Here is a 20,321-nt window from a genome sequence, read left to right on the forward strand (position 1 = left end):
GCCTCCAACGCGATAACGGCAGCTGATATGGCGCTTGCAGGCATTACGAGCCGCATTCCATGTGACGAAGTTATCGATGCCATGTATAAAATAGGCTTGACCATGCCGGTTGCACTTCGTGAAACGGCAGAAGGCGGCCTGGCTGCGACTCCGACCGGACGTAAATTGGCAGAGGATATATTCGGTTCCTTTAAATAAACCTACATCGCTCAAATATGAAATAATTGTCCTCATAAGTTTGCTCTGTATTGCAATAGCAAAACAAAGTCACTTCTAGTTATAAATTTGAACCCGTTCAGGAGATCAGAGATATAAGGCGAACCCACGCTACATTACGGAACTTCTGGTTTCAGAGGAATTAGTTAAGTTATCCATTGTAGGTTTGAATCCCATTGATTATTAATCCTCGATGACAGATGCTGATTTTTTATGAATTTAAGTTTACCATTGATTTTATTAACGTGGCTGCACAGTCACGGTTATTGTTAAAACATCACCCTTTTAATTGATGGGGCGTAAATAATAAAATGCGCTCCATAATATTTCTTATTAAACATAGTATGTTGATAAACGGTATCCAATATATCCAAGACTGTCTTTTCTGCACATTAAGGTAAAAAGGCAAAGTAGCATTTTTGCCGATTTTTAGTTTTTTTGTATATGTAAAGAATGAAGAATGTGAACGTGTCTTATGGGATATCTTTCATTGCCGTATAGTCAGCCTTTGGCTTGAAACTTACTCGTCCTTTAACCGAAATTCACTTTTTTTTGGCCAGCTGTTGGAGAGTCTTGTAGGGACAAAAATCGTTATAATTCCTAAAAAAGAGAGTATGTTCTTTTGGAATCTCGCTACACAAAAAACATCCTATTACTGCTCTAAGGTACGAAGGGGAATTTGCAACAATAAGACTACATTGTCTCCAAGCCCCTTTACAGTTTTGAATATCATCAATATTAAAAAAGATAATTTTCTTCCATATGGCAGGAATCTTGATTGACGATAACCTCAATTTCTCCTCGAATAACGAAAAGAATTTCAATTCATCAAACACCAGCCGAATATAGTGGTCTTCATATAAAAGAATCCTCTATTTACAAAAAGGAAATAATAATAACGAACAATATACTTTGGTGAAATCACCACACATTTTATTATATTTTGCCAAAGCACCGCAGTGTTACGGTGAAAGAACCGAAAGTTTCAGCGGTACATATTAACCTGACGCAAGAATATGTTCTTGTTCGGGCTAAAGTCCCGCGAATGCTTGTTATTGCACAGCTGGAATAGATTATTTTGGATTGATTTTTCTCTAAGTGGGAATGTACTATTATCCGTGTATTTCTTCATATTTTTAGATCAGAACAGGTTTTATAAAGGTAAACTGCGAGCTGTACTTTTAAGTAATTTTCAAAATGGCTAAAGTCCATTTTAAGAATATCTTCAATTTTTTTTATACGGTGATAAAGAGTATTTGCATGGATATGAAGATCTTTTGCCGTGGCAGACATGGAACGATTATTTTGTACATAGGTGATAAGAGTATGCAGAAGTTCACAGTGTTTCTCCTGATCTATCCATAACAAGGAAAACGTCTCAGAGAGGAATAAGTTAATTTCTTCAGGTGGATGGTGTAAAAAAAGGCGGCTGATTCCAATATCCCGGTAATGGACCATACCCTTTTCCTTTTGTTTTTTTAAGTGAAGCAGTGCTTTCTCAGCCTTCGTATGATTTTCTTCTGCTTGGCCAGGATTGTAATGTCCGGTACTAATCCCGGCTCGGGCTATGACTTTAAATCGTTCGTTCCACCATTTTATGCTGCTTTGGATCATTTCTGTAAAATAGACTTCACGGTCAGCATTTTGGGCAGAAGAAAACAAGGTGATTTTATTGTTATAACTAAAAAGAAGACAGTTCTTATCTGGAATTTTCTCCTTAAGGTGCGTGAGTAGAACCAGTGCATCGTTTTCCAGAGAATGTAAATCGGCATTGCCCTCTAATTCGATTAAGGCGGTTATATAATAGTGATGATAAATACCTAAATCCTTTGCAGCCACTTCAGCTTGATGAGGATTTTTTATTTTCAAAAACTGTTGATAGGCTTCATAGATCTTCTTATACATGATTTCAGTCTGTGATCTAAGTTTCATAATTTCAAGCGAGAGAAACGGAGCTCCCTGTTCAATTATTAGGCAATCGAGCTCTGACAAAGGAGAGTTCCCTTCTGCAATCAAACATCCTAAAAAGATCGATCCAGATCTAATCGGATAAATATAACGATCAGTATGGGTGTTATTATAGTGTGATCCGTAAGCTGGCTCTGTTTTATTCATATAGAGAAGAAATAGATCATCAAGATTTCCGACCCAATGCGCTCCGTGTACTGGATAGAGCTTTCCTTCCAGGTAATCTGCATAGACCAGTCTTTTTTCCATCAGTTTGTTCAATTCGTTGATAATGACATCCAGCCCTTTATTCTGTGTCGACAACCGAGTGAGAAGATTGTGGATATCCGTCCTCTTTGCTAACAGTGTATTCGCTTTTTGGAGCTGTTTGGTTAAATGAGTGAATTCATCAAGGTTTTTCTGCACTTCAGTGTGGAGCTGTGCATTATGTATGGCAATAGAGGCCTGAGCTGCAAAGCTTTGTAAAAGAAGGAGATCCGTTTGGCTGAGACCATCTTCTATATCAAAGCAATGAAGGGTCATCACTCCTATTCGTTTCGTTCCAAATGATACGGGCACAGATAATATAGACTGAATATTCCGATTTTTGAATTGAGCCCTTTCGATCGTGTCCATATTTTCAATACTTAAGTCAGCCATGCTGTCATAAATGGCTTTTGTTGTATGAATCAGGCTTACGTTGCCATCTCTGAAAACTTTTCCTGTAATGGACTCGCCTACTTTTACCTTAAAGTTGATTATATAATCTTCAAATCCAATATATTCCTTAATGATCAGTTTATTCGAATGCTCTTCATACAGTTGGATATATCCCGCCTTAGCAGATTTTACAATATTTAAAGCATAATGCATGATTTTCTTCAGCACTTCACCTATTGCAAGAGTCGAGCTAATGGCTTGGAAGCTTTCCATTAAATTCATCATGTCATATTGTGCCTTTTGATTTTCTAACTTCAACTGATGAAGAGAGACATCTTTGCTATTCAAGTTTTCCCACCTCCAATGTTGAAACCAACACGAATATCGTTCAAAAATTGTTTAATGCCACATTGTCCAGTTATCTGATATTTTATAATATTTAGTAAATAATGAAAAGAGATTAAACTCTTTTCTGATGATTGAGAGATTTCAAAATTGAAAGGGGGAAGAAAGTGGTGGAAAGCGTTGCATATATAGAACTGGAAAGTAAGTTTGAAGATCTTGTTAACATTAGACGGGATTTGCATATGTACCCGGAATTGTCATTTAAAGAAGAAAGAACGCCGATGATCATTGCGAACTTTTTAAGTGAGTGTGGTTTGGAAGTAAGAACGGGAGTAGGTGGAAAAGGCGTTACGGCATTGTTAAGGGGAGAAAAGCCTGGAAAAACAGTTGCGCTTCGTGCTGATTTTGATGCACTTCCGATCCAAGATGAAAAGGCTGTTCCCTATAAATCAAAAATTCCAGGCATCATGCATGCATGCGGCCACGATATTCATACGGCCTCTCTACTCGGAACCGCTTATGCGCTAAGTAAAGTAAAGGAGCATCTTCATGGGAATGTGCTGTTTATTCACCAGTTTGCTGAAGAGGTGATTCCAGGAGGCGCAAAAGCGATGATTGCGGATGGATGCCTGAATGATGTTGATGTCATCTATGGTGCTCATGTTTCATCGGCGCTTCCGGTAGGACAGGTTCACTTTAAAGAAAAATTCATGATGGCAGCCGGGGATAAATTTAAAATCCTGATTAAGGGAAAAGGGGGGCACGGATCGATGCCTCATCTTGCAGTGGATCCTGTATTTATAGGGAGCCAGATTGTGATGAATATCCAACAAATCACGTCCAGTCGTATCAATACAACTGATCCAACTGTCATAACAGTCTGTTCGTTTGAGGGAAGCAGCAGCTATAATATCATACCTGATCAAGTGATTTTATCCGGGACAGTTCGAACGTTTTCCGAGGAAGCGAGAGATCTTGCCAAAAAGCATATTAGTAAGATCGCAGAGGCGGTCTGTAGTAGTGCCGAAGCCGTATGCGAGATGACGTATGAATACGGCTATCCTTCTGTATGGAATAATCCGGAGGAGGCAAATCGAGTTAAACGTATAGCTGAAATGGTTGTAGGGAAAGAAAATGTGTCGGAGGGCCCTTTACTGATGGCAATGGAGGATTTTTCCTACTATTTAAAAGAAAAGCCTGGTGCATTTTTTAATGTAGGAGGAATGAATTCTGACATTCAAGCTGTCTACCCTCATCATCATCCGAAATTTGATGTGGATGAGTTGTCCATTCTTCTGACTGGGAAAATGTTCATTTCGCTCGTGTTTAATTACTTTAACAGTCAAGATCCGAAAATTGGAGACTAGTCAATTTATTAACTGTGATTGCAATGTTAATTGAGAAGGGGGAAAAGGCTTATGCAAAGCAGTCCAGTAAAAAATAAAAAGAGACATATGATCCTTGCACTGCTGTTTTTAGGTTGGTGTTTATCTTATCTTGATAGAATGGCCATGAATGTAGGGATTGTTGAAATCGCAAAGGACTACAATCTTAGCCCGTCGGTGATGGGGGTAGTGCTAAGTAGTTTTTTTGCTGGATACGCTTTAATGCAGGTACCTGGGGGATGGCTTGCCGACAAGTTTGGTTCTAGAAAAGTCATCGTTGTTGCTATTTTGTTTTGGTCATTGTTTACCGTTTTTACAGGGATGGCTTGGTCCCTAATGTCCATGATTATCATTCGCTTTATGTTCGGCCTAGGAGAAGGTGGGTATCCGGCAGCAAGTTCCAAGGCGATTGCAGATGTTTTTCCCAAGGAAGAACGACCAAGTGCACAGACGACAATGATGTCATCCAATTCACTTGGAGGCGTAATAGCACCGCTAATTGCCACACCATTACTTGTCTTGATAGGTTGGAAAAATCTTTTTATTGTCATTGGTATAGTGGGTGTGTTAGTGGCAGCGTTGTTATGGTATTACTTAAAGCCGGAAAATATGCAGGGTGACAGTTCGGAAAAGGAGACTTTAGAAAAAACATCTTTTAAAGATTTAATAAAGTTTCCAATTGTATGGCAATTATCTATAATGTGGTTCGGGATGAGTACGCTTATATGGGGACTTACTTCATGGATGCCTCCTTATCTAGTAAGAGAAAGGGGTCTTGACCTCCTGTCCATGGGTATGCTTACCTCCATTCCAGCACTCACTGGCGCGATCGGTATTATAATAGGCGGTAAACTCGTCCAATCCTACTTGAGTGGAAAGGAAAAGTATCTGGCTATTGTAAGTTCTATCTTAGTCATTTTGTTTCTGTATTTAATAATCACCGCACCATCCGTTACTCTTGTCATTACTTTTCAGTCTTTGTGTACAATTTTTCACGGCCTCGTTTTTGCCACTATTTTTGCCTTGCCGCATAAAGTATTTTCAAAGAATAATATTGGATTGGCAATCGGGGTTATTAACCTTGGCGGGATGATCGGCGCATTTCTAGCACCGATGGTAATGGGTTATTTAATTGAAACATTCAACGGATCCTATACATCAGCTTTCGTTTATTTAATCCTTTGCGCTGTTTTGACCATCATTGCAGCAGTGGGACTTAATATGAAAAAAGGTCTTTCCGTCATCAACGATCCAATGATAATGAGCAGCGGAAAATAAACGTGATGTCAAGGACAACATCCACTCGAATCCATATATAATGTGAACTGGCTCAGGTGCACTACTATATATAGAGGTACTTTTCTAAATGAGTATGAGTTGAACTATAACGCAGAACGCACGCGCTTTTTTAATATAACGAAGTCTTAGTTCCATTTTATCTAACCTGACCTTGCCTAAGCTGTAAGCCTTCAGGCAGGGTAAACAGGTTTCTTATATATTGCTGTTATTACGCTAGGCATAGAAACGTACGAAAAGGCCAAGGCTTTTTTGAAAAGCACTTGGCTGCTTGTTTATCTCTTGATTTACTTCCTTGGAGGAAATACTTTGCTGTAAAGAATAGAGATTCTCAAACGAGTGATTGATATTTATTAAAAAAACGAGACAAAACGAGACAGCAATCTCATTTTGTCTCGTTTTGTTTCGACTGAAAATAGATAAAGTCCCAATTTTACCGCCCCACATTTTGGCACGGCAATTGCAATATATTAAATTGACTCATTATTAATGATTGGGGGCTGAAAAATGGAAACGATTCAATCGAATGAAATAAAGTTATCTCAGGACAAGGCTTATTGGATGTACAAAAAAATGCTGGAAATCAGAAAATTTGAAGACCAGGTTCATGAATCTTTTGCAAAGGGGATATTGCCAGGGTTTGTCCATTTGTATGCTGGGGAAGAAGCGGTAGCTGTCGGAGTATGTGCTCACCTATCAGAAAAGGACAGCATTACAAGCACTCACAGGGGGCATGGTCATTGTATAGCAAAAGAATGTGATCTTAACGGGATGATGGCTGAAATCTATGGGAAAGTGACAGGGCTTTGCAAGGGAAAAGGCGGTTCCATGCATATTGCCGATTTGGATAAAGGGATGTTAGGCGCGAACGGGATAGTCGGTGGTGGCTTTCCGCTCGCATGCGGTGCAGCATTAACTGCCAAATATAAAAAGACCGATCATGTTAGTGTTTGTTTTTTTGGTGATGGTGCCAACAATCATGGAACATTCCATGAAGGGATAAATCTGGCGGCAATCTGGAAGCTGCCCGTTATATTCATCGCTGAAAATAATGGATACGGGGAAGCCACGCCTTTCAACTATGCTTCAAGCTGCAAAACGATAGCCGATCGGGCGATAAGCTACAATATCCCGGGTGTCCGGGTGGATGGGAAAGATGTATTGGCTGTGTATAAGGCTGCTGAAGAAGCCGTTCAGAGAGCTCGCAGGGGAGAAGGCCCATCATTGATCGAATGTGTTACTTATCGTAATTATGGCCACTTCGAGGGAGATGCACAGAAGTATAAAAAAGAACAAGACAAAAAAGAGCATAAACAAGAGAAAGATGCGATTGCCCTATTTAGGAATTACTTGCTGAATCAGAATCTGCTGGCGGAAAAAGAACTGATTTCTCTTGAGAATGCCGTTGAGGAATCTATTAAACAAGCTGTCAAGTTCAGTGAAGATAGCCCGTATCCAGAGGCATCCGATTTATTAAAAGATGTTTATGTATCCTATTAAACTATAAAAGGAGGAATTGAGATGAGTAGAAAAATCAGTATGTCACAAGCAATAAATGAAGCAATGGCCATTGCAATGAGAAAAGATGAAAATGTCATCCTTATGGGAGAAGATGTAGCCGGCGGTGCAGAAGTTGATCATTTGCAGGATGACGAAGCATGGGGTGGTGTCTTAGGTGTCACAAAAGGATTGGTTCAAGAGTTTGGCCGGGATAGAATTCTTGATACACCCATTGCGGAAGCAGGATATATGGGAGCGGCAATGGCAGCCGCTTCGACAGGCTTACGACCGATTGCCGAGTTAATGTTCAACGATTTCATTGGCAGCTGTTTGGATGAAGTATTGAATCAAGGTGCAAAGTTCCGCTATATGTTTGGCGGTAAAGCACAGGTTCCCGTGACGATCCGTACGATGCATGGTGCAGGGTTCAGGGCTGCAGCTCAGCATTCACAAAGTCTCTATGCCTTGTTCACTAGCATTCCAGGATTGAAGGTCGTCGTTCCCTCTTCCCCCTATGACGCAAAAGGGCTCTTACTTTCAGCCATTGAAGATAATGACCCTGTCATCTTTTTTGAAGATAAAACGCTATACAACATGGTAGGGGAGGTTCCGGAAGGCTACTATACAATCCCAATCGGCAAAGCTGAAATTAAAAGGAAAGGCTCGGATTTGACGGTCGTTGCCATCGGTAAACAAGTTCACACCGCGATGGAGGCTGCTGAAAAACTCACAGCGAAAGGCATTGAAGTTGAGATTGTTGACCCGAGGAGCTTGTCACCACTGGATGAAGAATCGATTCTCTCCTCTGTGGCAAAAACAAATCGTTTGATCGTGATCGATGAAGCGAACCCAAGATGCAGCGTCGCAACGGATATTGCCGCACTGGTGGCGGATAAGGGATTTGACACGCTCGATGCGCCAATTAAGAGGATTACGGCACCACATACACCTGTACCTTTTTCTCCACCGCTTGAAGATATTTACCTTCCTACATCAGAAAAAGTGATACAAGTCGTTTCAGAATTATTGGGGGAGCCTTCCATCCTAGGGGTGTAAATAAATCCATATGATGCATGCTCCAGCTTTTATAGAACTGAAAAAGTTGGAGCAACAAAACCAATGATGGACAAACAAACCATTCTGAAGGGAGAAATAAGATATGGCTGTCGAAGTGGTAATGCCGAAATTGGGCATGGCAATGAAAGAAGGTACTGTTTCATTATGGAGTAAGGCTGTTGGGGATGCAGTCGAAAAAGGTGAAGCAATAGCCAGCATCAATTCAGAGAAAATAGAAATGGAAATTGAATCTCCAGCTGAAGGTACGATTTTGAATATAGCTGTTCAAGAAGGACAAGGAGTACCTCCAGGAACCGTTATCTGTCATATTGGAAATCCGAATGAAAAAATAAAGATCGATGAACCTGTTGCTGAAGAAACACAGTCGAAAATTGCTGTACAAGAAAAGCCGAAAACAATAGAGTCACCCATTTTGCCAATGGGAGATCGATTGATGATCACCCCGGTTGCACGAAAAATGGCACAGGCAGCGAATCTTGACATCGAGACGATACAAGGTACCGGGCCAGGCGGAAGAATCACAAAAGAAGATGTACAGAAAGTAATCGAGAAAAGGGATTTGATGCCGGTAAATACAGAAAAAAGCATAGTTCCCCCACCCCAACCTACTTTAGAGAGACCGCAGCAGATTCCTGTGACCGGAATGAGGAACATCATCGCTAAACGTATGAAGGAGAGCTTGCAAAGCAGTGCCCAATTAACTATAACGATGAAAGCTGATGTCACTGATCTGGTCATTTTGCAAAAACAGGCTGCTGAAACACTGCAAAAACATGAATCAACTAAATTGACTATAACGGACTTTGTTGCGAAGGCTGTCGTGCTTTCACTTAAAGAGCATCCTAAAATGAATAGTGCTTATATTGAAGATAACATCATTTTTTATGAGCATATCCATCTTGGATTAGCGGTGGCCTTGGAGAATGGACTTGTTGTTCCCGTCATAAAAAATGCCGAAAATTATACCTTAAGACAGTTATCGAATAAGGGGAAGGAATTGGCGCGATGTGCACGTGACTCTCAATTGCCTATTGAAGACATGCAAGGGTCCACTTTTACTATCAGTAACCTCGGGGCATATGGAGTTGAGCACTTCACACCTATTCTCAATACACCGGAAACGGGGATACTCGGAATTGGCTCTGCTTACGATACCCCGCTTTATATTGGCGAAGATTTGGAGAAGAGAACGATCCTGCCACTCAGTTTAACTTTTGATCACCGTGTACTCGACGGGGCACCCGCGGCTGCCTTTTTACAAACACTAAAACGGTATTTAGAAGAGCCGATCACCGTGATTTTATAGAAAAGGAGTGAAACTCTTGAATCGTATAGCAATTATAGGCGGAGGTCCTGCAGGGTATGTAGCGGCAATCACTGCTGCCCAGCAGGATAACGAAGTCATATTGGTAGTGGATGGGCCATTGGGGGGCACCTGTTTAAATGAAGGCTGCATGCCAACGAAGTCATTATTGAAAAGTGCCGATACGTATGACTTGGTGAAAAATGCCGGGCAAATGGGAATTCGCCTTCCCTCCAATTCGATTGAAGTAGATTGGGATACCGTACAGGAACGAAAGAGAGAGGTCATATCTAAACTAGTGAACGGCATTCGATATTTAATGAGTAAGAATAAAATAAAAGTCATTCAGGGAAGGGCTTCCATCCTTTCAAGTAATCGACTGCTGATCGAGAACGGAAATAAAAATGAAGTAATCGAGGCAAGTAAGATCATCATTTCAACGGGGTCAGAACCGATTCCACTACCTTTTGCGCCGTTTGATGGTGAATGGATCATCCACAGCGGCCATGCCATGTCACTTCCTGCCATTCCCGATTCGCTGATAATTGTCGGAGGCGGTGTCATTGGATGTGAATTTGCCAGTATTTATAGCAGGATGGGCACCAAGGTCACCGTTATCGAAATGGGGGAAAAGCTGCTTCCAGGGGAAGATGATGATATCACAAGGATTCTGCATGACGAATTGAAAAACCAAGGCGTTACAGTCCATACCTCCACATCTGTCAAAAACATCAATGCAACCAGTAAGACGGTATATATAGAGAATAGCGATGGCAAATTGGATGAAATGCATGCTGATTACGTACTCGTATCAATAGGGAGAAAACCAAGAGTGAACGGAATGGGCTTAGAGGGAAACGATATTGATTTTTCCCGACTTGGCATCTCGGTGGATGATCGAATGCAAACAAGCAATCCATCGATTTATGCCTGTGGTGATGTGATAGGGGGCATACAACTTGCCCATGTAGCTTTTCATGAAGGACGGGTGGCGGCTCTGAATGCCTGCGGTCAATTTGCACAAGTGAATTACCGGGCAATTCCTCGCTGCATTTATACCTCCCCGGAGATTGCCAGTGTAGGCTTGACCGAAAAAGAAGCGCGTAATAAATATGGAGAGATTAAGGTTGGTGAATTCGCTTTTTCTGCAAACGGGAAAGCGGTCCTTTCCAATAAACCGGTAGGAAAGGTCAAAGTCCTTGTGAACCCACAATATAATGAAATTTTAGGTTTTTCCATTGTTGGTCAGCATGCAACAGAATTGATTGGTCAAGGAACGGTCATGCTGCATGCAGAAATAACGGCAGATATGATAGAAGATTTAGTAGCAGGACATCCAACCTTGTCGGAATCCATACATGAAGCTCTTTTAAATGTTGTAGGTCAAGCTGTGCATTGCTAAAACTGAAGGGGGAATTTGTATGGCTAGCGGTCAACGGGTGGCGATAGTCACTGGTGCAGGTCGTGGTATCGGACGTGCCATTGCAATAAGATTAGCTCAAGATGGGTTGAATGTGGTCATTAATGACGTCAATCTGGATACGGCTGAATCGGTCGTGAATGAGATTAGGGAACTTGGACGTGAAAGCTTTGCCGTTAAAGCGGATGTAAGCAATAGACGGGAAGTATTTGAAATGGTGAAGCAAGTTGTGGAACGTTTTGGACAACTGGATGTTATGGTTTCAAATGCAGGAATTGCACAAATAAAGCCTCTATTGGAAGTAACTCAAGAGGATCTTGAACAGATTTTCAATATAAATGTAAATGGTGTCCTCTTTTGTCTGCAAGCCGCGGCTGAACAAATGAAAAAGCAAGAAGGCGGGAAAATCATAAATGCTGCCAGCATCGCCAGTTATAAAGGATTTAGCTTACTAGGTACATACTCGGCCACGAAATTTGCCGTAAGAGGAATTACACAAGCGGCAGCACAGGAATTAGCCCAGTTTGGCATTACGGTGAATGCATACTGTCCAGGAATTGTCGGGACGCAAATGTGGGATTTAATCGATGAAAAAATGGGTCAATATATGAATCTTGCTAAAGGGGAAACATTTAAAAAGTTTACAGATTCCATAACCTTAGGACGCTCCGAAACCCCAGAAGATGTGGCGAAATTCGTCTCTTATCTTGCATCACCGGATTCGGATTATATGACAGGGCAATCCATCATGATTGATGGAGGAGTTATTTTCTCATAAACTATATTGTTCAATGGAGAAGCATCATGTGAATGATCACATGATGCTTTTTTTGCAAACTCAATCTATATATTGTAAGCGGATACATAATCTACTATAATTAAAAAGACCTCGATTAACATCCTATTTTATACTCCATGGTATTTTTCCTCTAGATAGACTGGTCAAGTGAAGGTTTAAACCAAATGATTAGAGGAGGATTATATGCTATCCACTAGTTGTTATCTACGTACATGGGAACGCTTTGTCAGTGAAGGTGTTCTCGATTCAAATCGTCTGAACAAGCGAATAATGGAATCCTGGCATCGCTGCAAAAAAGATCAAGTCAATCCATACCTTAATAAAGGCAAACATATTTTGACGAATGAATTATTGGACATTCAAAGAGAAAAAAACTCGTTTCTATTAGAAGTGGCATCCCCCCAATTATCCAGGATGAATCAATCGATAAAAGAATCGGGAATGATGGCTTTATTGGTCGATCCGGATGGATATGTCCTTTCACTTTCCGGAAACGAGAAAATACTCGATGAGGCAGGCAAAATAAATTTTGTGGAGGGCGTATGCTGGACGGAGGGTGAAGTCGGAACGAACGCAATTGGAACAGCGTTGAAAACGGGTGAAGCCGTAATGATTCAAGGGACCGAGCATTATTCAATTGCCTCACACAAATGGAGTTGCTCTGCGATGCCTATTTTAAATGATGACGGTAAGATATTGGGAGTTTTGGATATATCATGTCCAGTAGAATATTTCCATCCATCCATGCTGGGTATGGTAGCCAATTTGGCTTATACGATCGAACAGGAAATGGGGGTCCGTTCCTATAAAAAGGAGCTGGCACTGACACAGCGCTCGATAGAACTTGCAGAAACCTATCCAGATCTGCCTTTTATCGTCTGTAATCACAAAGAAATGATTATCTCCGCCAGTAAACAGGTTCGCAAAAAAATTCCTCAATCCATTGGTATGGCATTGGTCGATCTGTTAAATCATGGATATCGAATCGTAAAGGAGAATCCGCTTCTATCCAAAGAGGATAATAGGATTTACGGTAAGTGTTTATTCTTATCAGAGAATTATGGTCATGAAACCAATAGGCTTTTTCCTGCTTCAATGCCTTTAGAAGGGTTTGCCTTCAAAGGGGAAAGAGGGATTAGTGAGTCCTTTCATAACACATTAAATAAAGTGAAGCTTGTTGCACCGACAGAAGCAAATGTGTATATATCCGGTGAAACAGGGGTCGGGAAAGAGCTTATTGCCAAGGCTATTCATGAAAATGGCATGCGCAAAAAAGGACCATTCGTCACGATAAATTGCGGAGCCATACCTAAAGATTTAATGGAAAGTGAATTATTCGGGTATGTTGATGGCGCTTTTACTGGGGCTAAACGGCAAGGGCACAAAGGGAAGTTCGAGCAGGCAAATGGAGGGACCATTTTTCTCGATGAAATCGGTGAAATCCCTTCAGCGATGCAGGTTGCCTTACTGCGTGTTCTTCAGGAAAGAAAAATCGTTCCGATCGGCGGCACAAAAAGCATTTCATTGGATATTCGCATTATCACTGCAACACACCGTAATCTTGAAGAGCTTGTCAATGAAGGGTCCTTTCGTAAGGATTTATACTATCGGCTGAACGTTTACCCCATTCATGTACCTCCCTTAAGGGAAAGGGTTGAAGACATTCCTTATTTAGTCAACTACTTGTGTTCGAAGAATAATTGGAATATTCCATTAACTGAAGAATTATTGAACCGTTTAAAGGAGTACAATTGGCCAGGCAATATTAGAGAGCTGCAGAATGTACTTCAGCGATTGACCATCTTACTTGCAGAAGGACCTCTTGATTATGTTAAAGTGTTGAATTCCATGCATTCCCAGCCCGTTACACGGCATGATGATTTTCCTGCATGGGAAGAACCGGGTAAAAATGGCATCAAGGGAAATGAACTGACGATCCGTGAAAAAATTCAACGTGATCTGATGATAGAGGCATTACAAAAATCAAGAGGGAATGTCACTGCTGCAGCAAAGCTTATGGATATACCAAGAAGTACATTTTACAAGCGGCTCCATAAGTATGGTATTTAGATATGCGTGTGTACATTATGTAAGAAAAGCAGACTTATAGAAATCCTTGAAAAATGAAAGGGGTATGGCAAATGAAAACGAGAATTACTGAATTATTGGGGATTGAATATCCGATTATATGCGGCGGGATGTTTCAAGTTGGCCGAGCCCCGCTCGCAGCCGCTGTTTCAGAAGCGGGGGGACTCGGCATCATCACTTCAAAAACACAGGTGACACCAGAAGGTCTCCGTGATGAAATAAGGAAAGTGAAAACTTTGACCAAGAAACCCTTTGCTGTCAACCTGAACCTGTTCCCAAGTCAAACGGCAACCCCTAATGATGAGTTCATCGATATTTTAATTGACGAAGATGTAAAAATTGTTGAAACGAGTGGCCGAAGCCCAGAAAGTTTAATGCCCAGACTTAAAGAGCACGGCTTTACCGTGATACATAAGGTAGCGAACGTCAAAAACGCAATGTCGGCAGAGAAATTAGGGGTCGATGCCATTATTATTGTAGGGAATGAAACAGGCGGACATCCCGGCATGGGTGATGTAGGAACACTTGTCATGCTCCCTCGAGCGGTTGACTCCGTTACTATACCAGTAATAGCAGGCGGGGGATTTTCGGATGGCAGAGGCCTTATCAGTGCCTTATCACTCGGTGCTGAAGGTATCGTCATGGGTACTCGCTTTATGGCAACGCAAGAAGCGCCGATTCATGATAATGTGAAGCATTGGATGGTATCGGCCAATGAAACGGATACTGTCGTCATCCAACGCAATATAGGCAGTCCGTCGCGTGTAGCATTAAATGCCGTCAGTACAGAAGTGGATAAACTTGAAAATGAAGGTGCCACTATAGAGGAATTGATTCCGCTAATTACGGGACAAAGGAGCAAGAAAGTATACTTTGAAGGAAATTTAGACGGAGGCATCTGGTCATGCGGTCAATCCGTAGGACTGATAAAAGAAATATTGACCGTCAATGAATTAATAAACCAAATCGTCCAAGAAGCAAAAACCTCGTTCGAATTCATCCAAAGCCGTATCGAATCCATTCGAACATAAATAGCCTAACTGGAACATGCGATCAATAGTGATTTCGTGTTCCTTTTTTTATCTATTAGAAATAAAGTTCCATAGGTGGTCAAGAATAGACTTTATCAAAAATGCATGACCGTTATTTATAACAGAAGAATGATTTATAACTCTAACGCGAAAGGCCAATTCAATAGAAAAAAGCTACATAGCCCATCAATTACTTGCTAGCTAACTTTCAGCGACTTCTTAATAAAGACATTCACATGTTAAAAAACAAAGAAAAAGGTAATTAACATTTCGTGAGTGTTTACATAACATTTTTATTCAGCTAAATCAAACAAAACTTGAGATCTTAAAACCATTCAAATTTCTTCTGGAATTTTTGATTCCTGAAACTTTTAAATCATGTAAAAATCGATTTTTACGATCTTATTTCACTCATGATAAACAAGAACTGATTGCTGAAAGTAGGTGTGGCTCTATACAAATTTAATTTGAAGGTTTGCCTTATAACCCTTGGCAGCTTCCTATTGATTCACTGCTTGTTTGCACATATGAAAGCGGTCAATGCTTGTTATTTTACATCAAAACTCAATGGCGGTTTGAGCATCATTAAGTTTAAAACATTTTTTAAAGGTTATTCATGCTAAAGGCTGCTATGAGGTTAATTAAGAAAGCTTATATTGTAATTATGTGGCTAAATGGAGGAGCTATCATCAATTTCAGGTAGAAAGCGGAACTTGCTTGATAAAAAACCTTTTGAATTGTCATTGAGGTAAATTATACTTATATAACTTTTCATAAGTGTTAACCCGTGATTTTTCTCATTTGGCCATTTAATTTATATATAAGAATAATAAAAATGTTAAATAATGTTAAAAAACCGGGATATTTAGATTGCTACAGGTTATTAGATAACTATTCTTTGAATAGGTCTTTAGGAAAGGAAAGGGGAAGCAATATGAAAAAAAAGATTAGTTGTGCACTTACCCTAGCTGCTTTTTTAATAGGAGGGGCAATCATTTATTACTCAATTTCTATTTCTTTATACACAGCTACAGAAGATTTAAATGAATTCCCTGTACCTAAAAATGCTGAATTGGTTCAGTTAAATGAACAAGGGAATAGATATGAATGGTCAAGGGCTTCTGAAGAAGACGGCATTCCCTATGGATATGCAATGGCCCTTAAAGCGAATGGATGGAAAAAGGGGAAAAGTGAGGGAGCTTCCGTTTTATACATGAAGGGAAATAATAAAATAGATTTGATCACCACAACCAAGCAATTAGAGATCCTTAGAGTGAAATGACTAAGGATGATAAATACTAATTGAATAATCCGATCTATAGCATAAAAATGATTGAAAACGAAATATGTTAACAATTAGCAGATAAATTAAAATTCAATATATAAATCAAGAAAATTTTAATGAACGTAACTGATGTGAAATTAGCTTAAATCCAAGAAATCTTATTGCGAATTTAGACCGAATTTTTAATTGAAGATCAATCATTTTAATTGGAACAATATTTATTTAAGTTTTAAAGTATAAGTTAACAATGACGACTAATTAATAAAAAAATTATAGATAAATAATGGCAATGAATTTAAATATAAAAAATCCGTATCACGTCTCACTAAGTTAAGTATTCTTAAGATATGAGACGAAATTAACATTAAAAATATAACTTCCTATAATATATATTATGTAAACTAGAATAAAGAATTATACAAAATGATCACAGCTTCATATTCCTCTTTTGTACACAGACACAAAGTTTAATACATTCATTTGGGTCATTAATTTGAGTACATAGTGTTATTAATCCACTTAAAACCTCACTACTTCACTATATCTGTTTTGATATACAAATTCGAGTACATTATAAACAATACAATCAATTTAACTGTAAACACACATACCACCGTTCATAAATTAATGAACGGTGGTATGTGTGTTGCCCTTTCAACCTATACCTCCTCGCTGGATAAAAATTTCCATTCTAGGTAAACGATATAAAGTTCAGAGGGGCGGTCTTTTCTAGGGTTTTAAACCCTTCCATTGATGATTCATGTTCTATCTTGCTGGATCGAAAAAGCTGGTTGAATGAATTGAGAACAGATCTGTCAGTCCTGATAGTTGTTTGTTGCCTTTACTCCTCTTCATAGAGCGTAAGAAAGGAATCCGGCTCGGCACGTCCCTCTGCGATCGCGTTTACACTGTCGACGAATTCCGGTAGAATCAGATGACGCAGAGGCTGGTCTACTTGATTCAATCGTTTGAATGCCTCCCGAGCCAAATCATCCCATTCCTTGTAGCGATGCAGATAATCATCCGGCATCACTACGGTGCTAGACGTCCCTTCCTCCGGTTCACACTCAAACGGTTCGTCTAACCCGAGTGTAGCATAGTCGCATGTGATTTGCTCTCCGGGGAGAATATCCCTCGACGCTAATTCAATCTCATAGACAGTCGATACCACATTTGGACTGAAGCTGTGATTTAAGTATCTGGCATGATCCCAGCACAGCACGTAGCGATCGTCATCGTTGAGGTAGGCATATTTATAGACGATTTCCCTTCTCATTAGCTCAAGCGATTCAATCTCATCTTCCTCGAGGATGATGTCCAAATCATCCAATGCCCATATGATTGTTCCTTTGGGAATCATTTTTGTGGCAAAAACGCCCACACCAATCTTTTCATTGACAAACCGAATCTCAGTATCTGGATGTATCATTGATTCTATTCACCCTTTCTCAAAACTTACTATTACAATATATAGCAGATTCGTTTAATTGACTGTTCATTCGTGTATTTTCTCCAAGTTCAATCAGCGGAATTTTCTCCTAGAAAAATGAAATTGGGGTCGCTTTATTGGAAAAACTACAGAAATTTAGAAATAAACAGAAAAGAAGATGCATGATAACTTTCATCAAAACTTCACCGGAAAATATTGATCTTCATAGAATAAGTGAAGAGTATAATTATTAATGAAGGTGCTTACGGAAACAAAAGAATTACTAGCTATATTACTTGATAGGTGAAGTTCTATTGAAATTCATCATCATAGATCATCTTTTGAAAAATTCGAGGATAAAAAGTTTGCAGTAAGCATCGACAAAAAAAGATGGTACTTAAATCTTAATAAGGAGAATTCTCTAATTTGGTGACCTTACAGGAGCTTACAAATTAATACCTAAATATGATCCGACGCCAATAACTAGTGAATTAATGATGGGGAAAGTTAATTTAGCAAATCAAACGATTTTAGATCGAGGAAAAAGAGAAAAGAACGCTTCCCTCCCCTTCATCCCATTGTCTTTCCGTTAATTCAAGACTATTAAGCAATTCTTTAGAGCAGCAAAAACATACAGTAATCCGCTTTTATAATTTAAAAAATCCGCTCTCCGTTGTTCTTCAATATCAACAGGATCTACACTTTCTAAAAGTTTAGTCCAGCGTTTATACAAAGCTACAGGCTTAATATCAATGTACAATCAGAAAGTCCCCCACAAATCCCTTTGTCAAAAGCTCGATTACATGATTTTCTGCTGATATAGCCAGATTAACACTAACATAGACATTCATATGATTACTATCCGAATGATGAAGCTAATATTACAAACAGTCCACGCTCCTGAACGATTAGCTGTTCATTAATTAAGTCTTACAGTATCTCGGAATTGGATTCAGAAAGAGTAAAATAAATTTTTCTTTGGTGTACATAATATAGGGAATAACCAATGATAGTAAAAGTGTTATGAAAAGGGTGAACAAATGGAAAGAAATAGCGCGATTGACTTTATTAAATTTTTTGCAATTTTTTCTGTTGTAGTCATTCATGTATTCCCAAGGGATAGCCAAATTGGTCTATTTATTCTCGATAACATCTCAAGGTTTGCGGTGCCATTCTTCTTTACTGCCTCTGGTTATTTGTTCGGTAAAAAGATGATACACACAAGGGATTCCATTGATTATTTTAAAAGGTACATTATAAAAATCTTAAAACTGTATTTGTGCTGGCTCTTCTTTTATATGATGTATGATGTTCTTATTCTTTATAAAGCTGCTGCCGATGTCCCAAAGGAATTTGGGCAATACATTAATCAATTTTCATTTCTTGACCTTATATATTACGGAACTGGGACTAGCGGATACCAATTGTGGTTTTTAACCGCATTAATTTGGAGTGTTATCATTATATTCGGTTTTTTTAAGTTAAATAAAGCAAGGCTACTTTTAACCATTAGCCTAATATTCAACTTGTTAGGTCTTTTCGGACAATCGTACACGGTGATCTATGATCTTCCTCTAAGTACACGGGATGCTTTATTCATTGGTCTTTTTTATACAACTTTGGGATTCTTCTTTGCGTATGATAAATTCTTTGAAAAGTCAAGAGCAATAACAGCCAAAACCAATTTATTATTAATTTTTATCTTCTTTACTATCCAAGTGGTAGAAGGATACTTATTAGAAAAGATATTATCAGGAAGTCATGGGGAATATTTTATTTCTACCATCTTTTTAACTGCATTTCTTTTTTTATTTGCATTAAATAATAAAACATTGGGGAAGGATTTGTTCATTACTAAAGTAGGAGGAAGAGCCCTGGGTATATACATTGTTCATGTAGTCTTCATCGATATTTTTGATTTAATTATATCGGCAGCAAAAATGGATCATATATCCGACAATTTATTGTTAAAACTATTTGAGACACTCCTTATAATTTCTATGTCGTACATATCTTATGACCTACTTCAATATTTCAAAAGGAGTTTAAGCAAATTGATAACAACCAGATAGTGAAAAGTTACAACGATAAAGGAGCATTAGTCCTGAAGTCCCGATGCTTCTTCGTAATATTTACGCTTGAAAAACCATAGGTCCACGCTTTCTTAATACGAGTATACTTACGCGTTGGCTTATAAAAAAAGCACCCTTTTTGACGCTTGTTCTTTGGAAGTATACTAACAACACTGCCGTTTTAGTCCTGGATGAAATTTTACTGAATTAACATACCCGTTTGTTCAAAAAAATGATCCTTTGCAACCCCTATTTTATTATTTGTTTTCCTTCTACTCCACTAAAGACAGATTATCGTAAACGCTAGTATACGATCCATCTAATAGATATTGTTTAGTTGATATGCATAGGATACTATCCCATACATATCAACTATGCGATATTTGCTTGAACCAGTTATATAAACAAAAGTAAATGCCTCTCATGATGAAAAATCCTCCAACAGAATGCTGGAGGATTCTTAAGATT

Annotated in this window: 15 protein-coding genes and 1 pseudogene; 12 read left to right on the forward strand and 4 right to left on the reverse strand. The window is 39.2% G+C overall.

Translation table 11 applies throughout. The annotated features are described in order from the left end of the window. Positions 1 to 198 (forward strand): L-serine ammonia-lyase, iron-sulfur-dependent, subunit alpha (locus ACIROD_RS00005; protein WP_402936998.1); only part of this gene is annotated, 198 nt, incomplete at its 5' end. A gap of 1,146 nt (positions 199 to 1,344) precedes the next feature. On the opposite strand, the gene ACIROD_RS00010 is transcribed toward ACIROD_RS00005, so the two are convergent. Further along, positions 1,345 to 3,171: a helix-turn-helix domain-containing protein gene (locus ACIROD_RS00010; protein ID WP_402937000.1), complete on the reverse strand. Its 1,827-nt coding sequence runs from the start codon at positions 3,169 to 3,171 to the stop codon at positions 1,345 to 1,347. A gap of 167 nt (positions 3,172 to 3,338) precedes the next feature. On the opposite strand from ACIROD_RS00010, the gene ACIROD_RS00015 reads away from it, so the two are divergent. Beyond that, positions 3,339 to 4,535: an amidohydrolase gene (locus tag ACIROD_RS00015; protein ID WP_402937002.1), complete on the forward strand. Its 1,197-nt coding sequence runs from the start codon at positions 3,339 to 3,341 to the stop codon at positions 4,533 to 4,535. 51 nt (positions 4,536 to 4,586) lie between these two features. After that, positions 4,587 to 5,831 (forward strand): MFS transporter, encoded by a 1,245-nt coding sequence (locus ACIROD_RS00020; protein ID WP_402937004.1) that lies wholly within the window; start codon positions 4,587 to 4,589, stop codon positions 5,829 to 5,831. 197 nt (positions 5,832 to 6,028) lie between these two features. Here the strand turns inward: ACIROD_RS00020 and ACIROD_RS00025 are convergent. Further along, positions 6,029 to 6,141 (reverse strand): annotated as a pseudogene (locus ACIROD_RS00025) (IS6 family transposase); the annotation flags it as partial. 215 nt (positions 6,142 to 6,356) lie between these two features. On the opposite strand from ACIROD_RS00025, the gene ACIROD_RS00030 reads away from it, so the two are divergent. The 8 genes from ACIROD_RS00030 to ACIROD_RS00065 all read left to right on the forward strand — a co-directional run bounded on the left by ACIROD_RS00030 (position 6,357) and on the right by ACIROD_RS00065 (position 16,349). Further along, the gene (locus ACIROD_RS00030; protein WP_402937006.1) at positions 6,357 to 7,349 is read left to right on the forward strand and encodes a thiamine pyrophosphate-dependent dehydrogenase E1 component subunit alpha; all 993 of its coding nucleotides are present in this window, start codon (positions 6,357 to 6,359) and stop codon (positions 7,347 to 7,349) included. A 21-nt stretch (positions 7,350 to 7,370) separates the two neighbouring features. Continuing rightward, the gene (locus ACIROD_RS00035; protein ID WP_402937008.1) at positions 7,371 to 8,405 is read left to right on the forward strand and encodes an alpha-ketoacid dehydrogenase subunit beta; all 1,035 of its coding nucleotides are present in this window, start codon (positions 7,371 to 7,373) and stop codon (positions 8,403 to 8,405) included. Positions 8,406 to 8,508: 103 nt separating this feature from the next. After that, positions 8,509 to 9,732, forward strand: coding sequence for a dihydrolipoamide acetyltransferase family protein (locus tag ACIROD_RS00040; RefSeq protein WP_260357634.1), 1,224 nt, complete (start codon positions 8,509 to 8,511; stop codon positions 9,730 to 9,732). Positions 9,733 to 9,748: 16 nt separating this feature from the next. Beyond that, positions 9,749 to 11,131 carry a dihydrolipoyl dehydrogenase gene (gene lpdA, locus ACIROD_RS00045; protein ID WP_402937010.1) on the forward strand — a complete coding sequence of 461 codons (1,383 nt, stop codon included), beginning with the start codon at positions 9,749 to 9,751 and terminating at the stop codon, positions 11,129 to 11,131. Between the two features lie 19 nt (positions 11,132 to 11,150). Next, positions 11,151 to 11,927 (forward strand): acetoin reductase, encoded by a 777-nt coding sequence (locus ACIROD_RS00050; RefSeq protein WP_402937012.1) that lies wholly within the window; start codon positions 11,151 to 11,153, stop codon positions 11,925 to 11,927. Between the two features lie 204 nt (positions 11,928 to 12,131). Next, positions 12,132 to 14,018: a sigma-54-dependent Fis family transcriptional regulator gene (locus tag ACIROD_RS00055; RefSeq protein WP_402937014.1), complete on the forward strand. Its 1,887-nt coding sequence runs from the start codon at positions 12,132 to 12,134 to the stop codon at positions 14,016 to 14,018. 71 nt (positions 14,019 to 14,089) lie between these two features. Continuing rightward, positions 14,090 to 15,067, forward strand: coding sequence for an NAD(P)H-dependent flavin oxidoreductase (locus ACIROD_RS00060; RefSeq protein ID WP_402937016.1), 978 nt, complete (start codon positions 14,090 to 14,092; stop codon positions 15,065 to 15,067). Between the two features lie 934 nt (positions 15,068 to 16,001). Beyond that, on the forward strand, positions 16,002 to 16,349 hold the full coding sequence (locus tag ACIROD_RS00065; protein WP_034311933.1) for a hypothetical protein: 348 nt from the start codon (positions 16,002 to 16,004) through the stop codon (positions 16,347 to 16,349). 844 nt (positions 16,350 to 17,193) lie between these two features. On the opposite strand, the gene ACIROD_RS00070 is transcribed toward ACIROD_RS00065, so the two are convergent. Both ACIROD_RS00070 and ACIROD_RS00075 read right to left on the reverse strand, forming a co-directional pair. Beyond that, positions 17,194 to 17,781, reverse strand: a complete 588-nt coding sequence (locus ACIROD_RS00070) for an SET domain-containing protein (RefSeq protein ID WP_260357674.1) — start codon at positions 17,779 to 17,781, stop codon at positions 17,194 to 17,196. A 589-nt stretch (positions 17,782 to 18,370) separates the two neighbouring features. After that, entirely contained in the window at positions 18,371 to 18,541 is a 171-nt protein-coding gene (locus ACIROD_RS00075; RefSeq protein WP_402937019.1) for a hypothetical protein, read from the reverse strand. 280 nt (positions 18,542 to 18,821) lie between these two features. On the opposite strand from ACIROD_RS00075, the gene ACIROD_RS00080 reads away from it, so the two are divergent. Beyond that, positions 18,822 to 19,853, forward strand: a complete 1,032-nt coding sequence (locus tag ACIROD_RS00080; RefSeq protein ID WP_402937021.1) for an acyltransferase — start codon at positions 18,822 to 18,824, stop codon at positions 19,851 to 19,853. The last annotated feature ends 468 nt before the right edge of the window (positions 19,854 to 20,321 follow it).

It is taken from the genome of Peribacillus sp. NPDC101481 (genome assembly GCF_044767165.1).
In the GTDB taxonomy this organism is placed as follows: Bacteria; Bacillota; Bacilli; order Bacillales; family DSM-1321; genus Peribacillus.

Coding starts and splice junctions, on each gene's coding strand:
- ACIROD_RS00020 (WP_402937004.1), top strand. CDS start 4,587: ATGCAAAGCAGTCCAGTAAAAAATAAAAAGAGACATATGATCCTTGCA.
- ACIROD_RS00030 (WP_402937006.1), top strand. CDS start 6,357: ATGGAAACGATTCAATCGAATGAAATAAAGTTATCTCAGGACAAGGCT.
- ACIROD_RS00035 (WP_402937008.1), top strand. CDS start 7,371: ATGAGTAGAAAAATCAGTATGTCACAAGCAATAAATGAAGCAATGGCC.
- ACIROD_RS00040 (WP_260357634.1), top strand. CDS start 8,509: ATGGCTGTCGAAGTGGTAATGCCGAAATTGGGCATGGCAATGAAAGAA.
- ACIROD_RS00050 (WP_402937012.1), top strand. CDS start 11,151: ATGGCTAGCGGTCAACGGGTGGCGATAGTCACTGGTGCAGGTCGTGGT.
- ACIROD_RS00055 (WP_402937014.1), top strand. CDS start 12,132: ATGCTATCCACTAGTTGTTATCTACGTACATGGGAACGCTTTGTCAGT.
- ACIROD_RS00060 (WP_402937016.1), top strand. CDS start 14,090: ATGAAAACGAGAATTACTGAATTATTGGGGATTGAATATCCGATTATA.
- ACIROD_RS00065 (WP_034311933.1), top strand. CDS start 16,002: ATGAAAAAAAAGATTAGTTGTGCACTTACCCTAGCTGCTTTTTTAATA.
- ACIROD_RS00070 (WP_260357674.1), bottom strand. CDS start 17,781: ATGATACATCCAGATACTGAGATTCGGTTTGTCAATGAAAAGATTGGT.
- ACIROD_RS00080 (WP_402937021.1), top strand. CDS start 18,822: ATGGAAAGAAATAGCGCGATTGACTTTATTAAATTTTTTGCAATTTTT.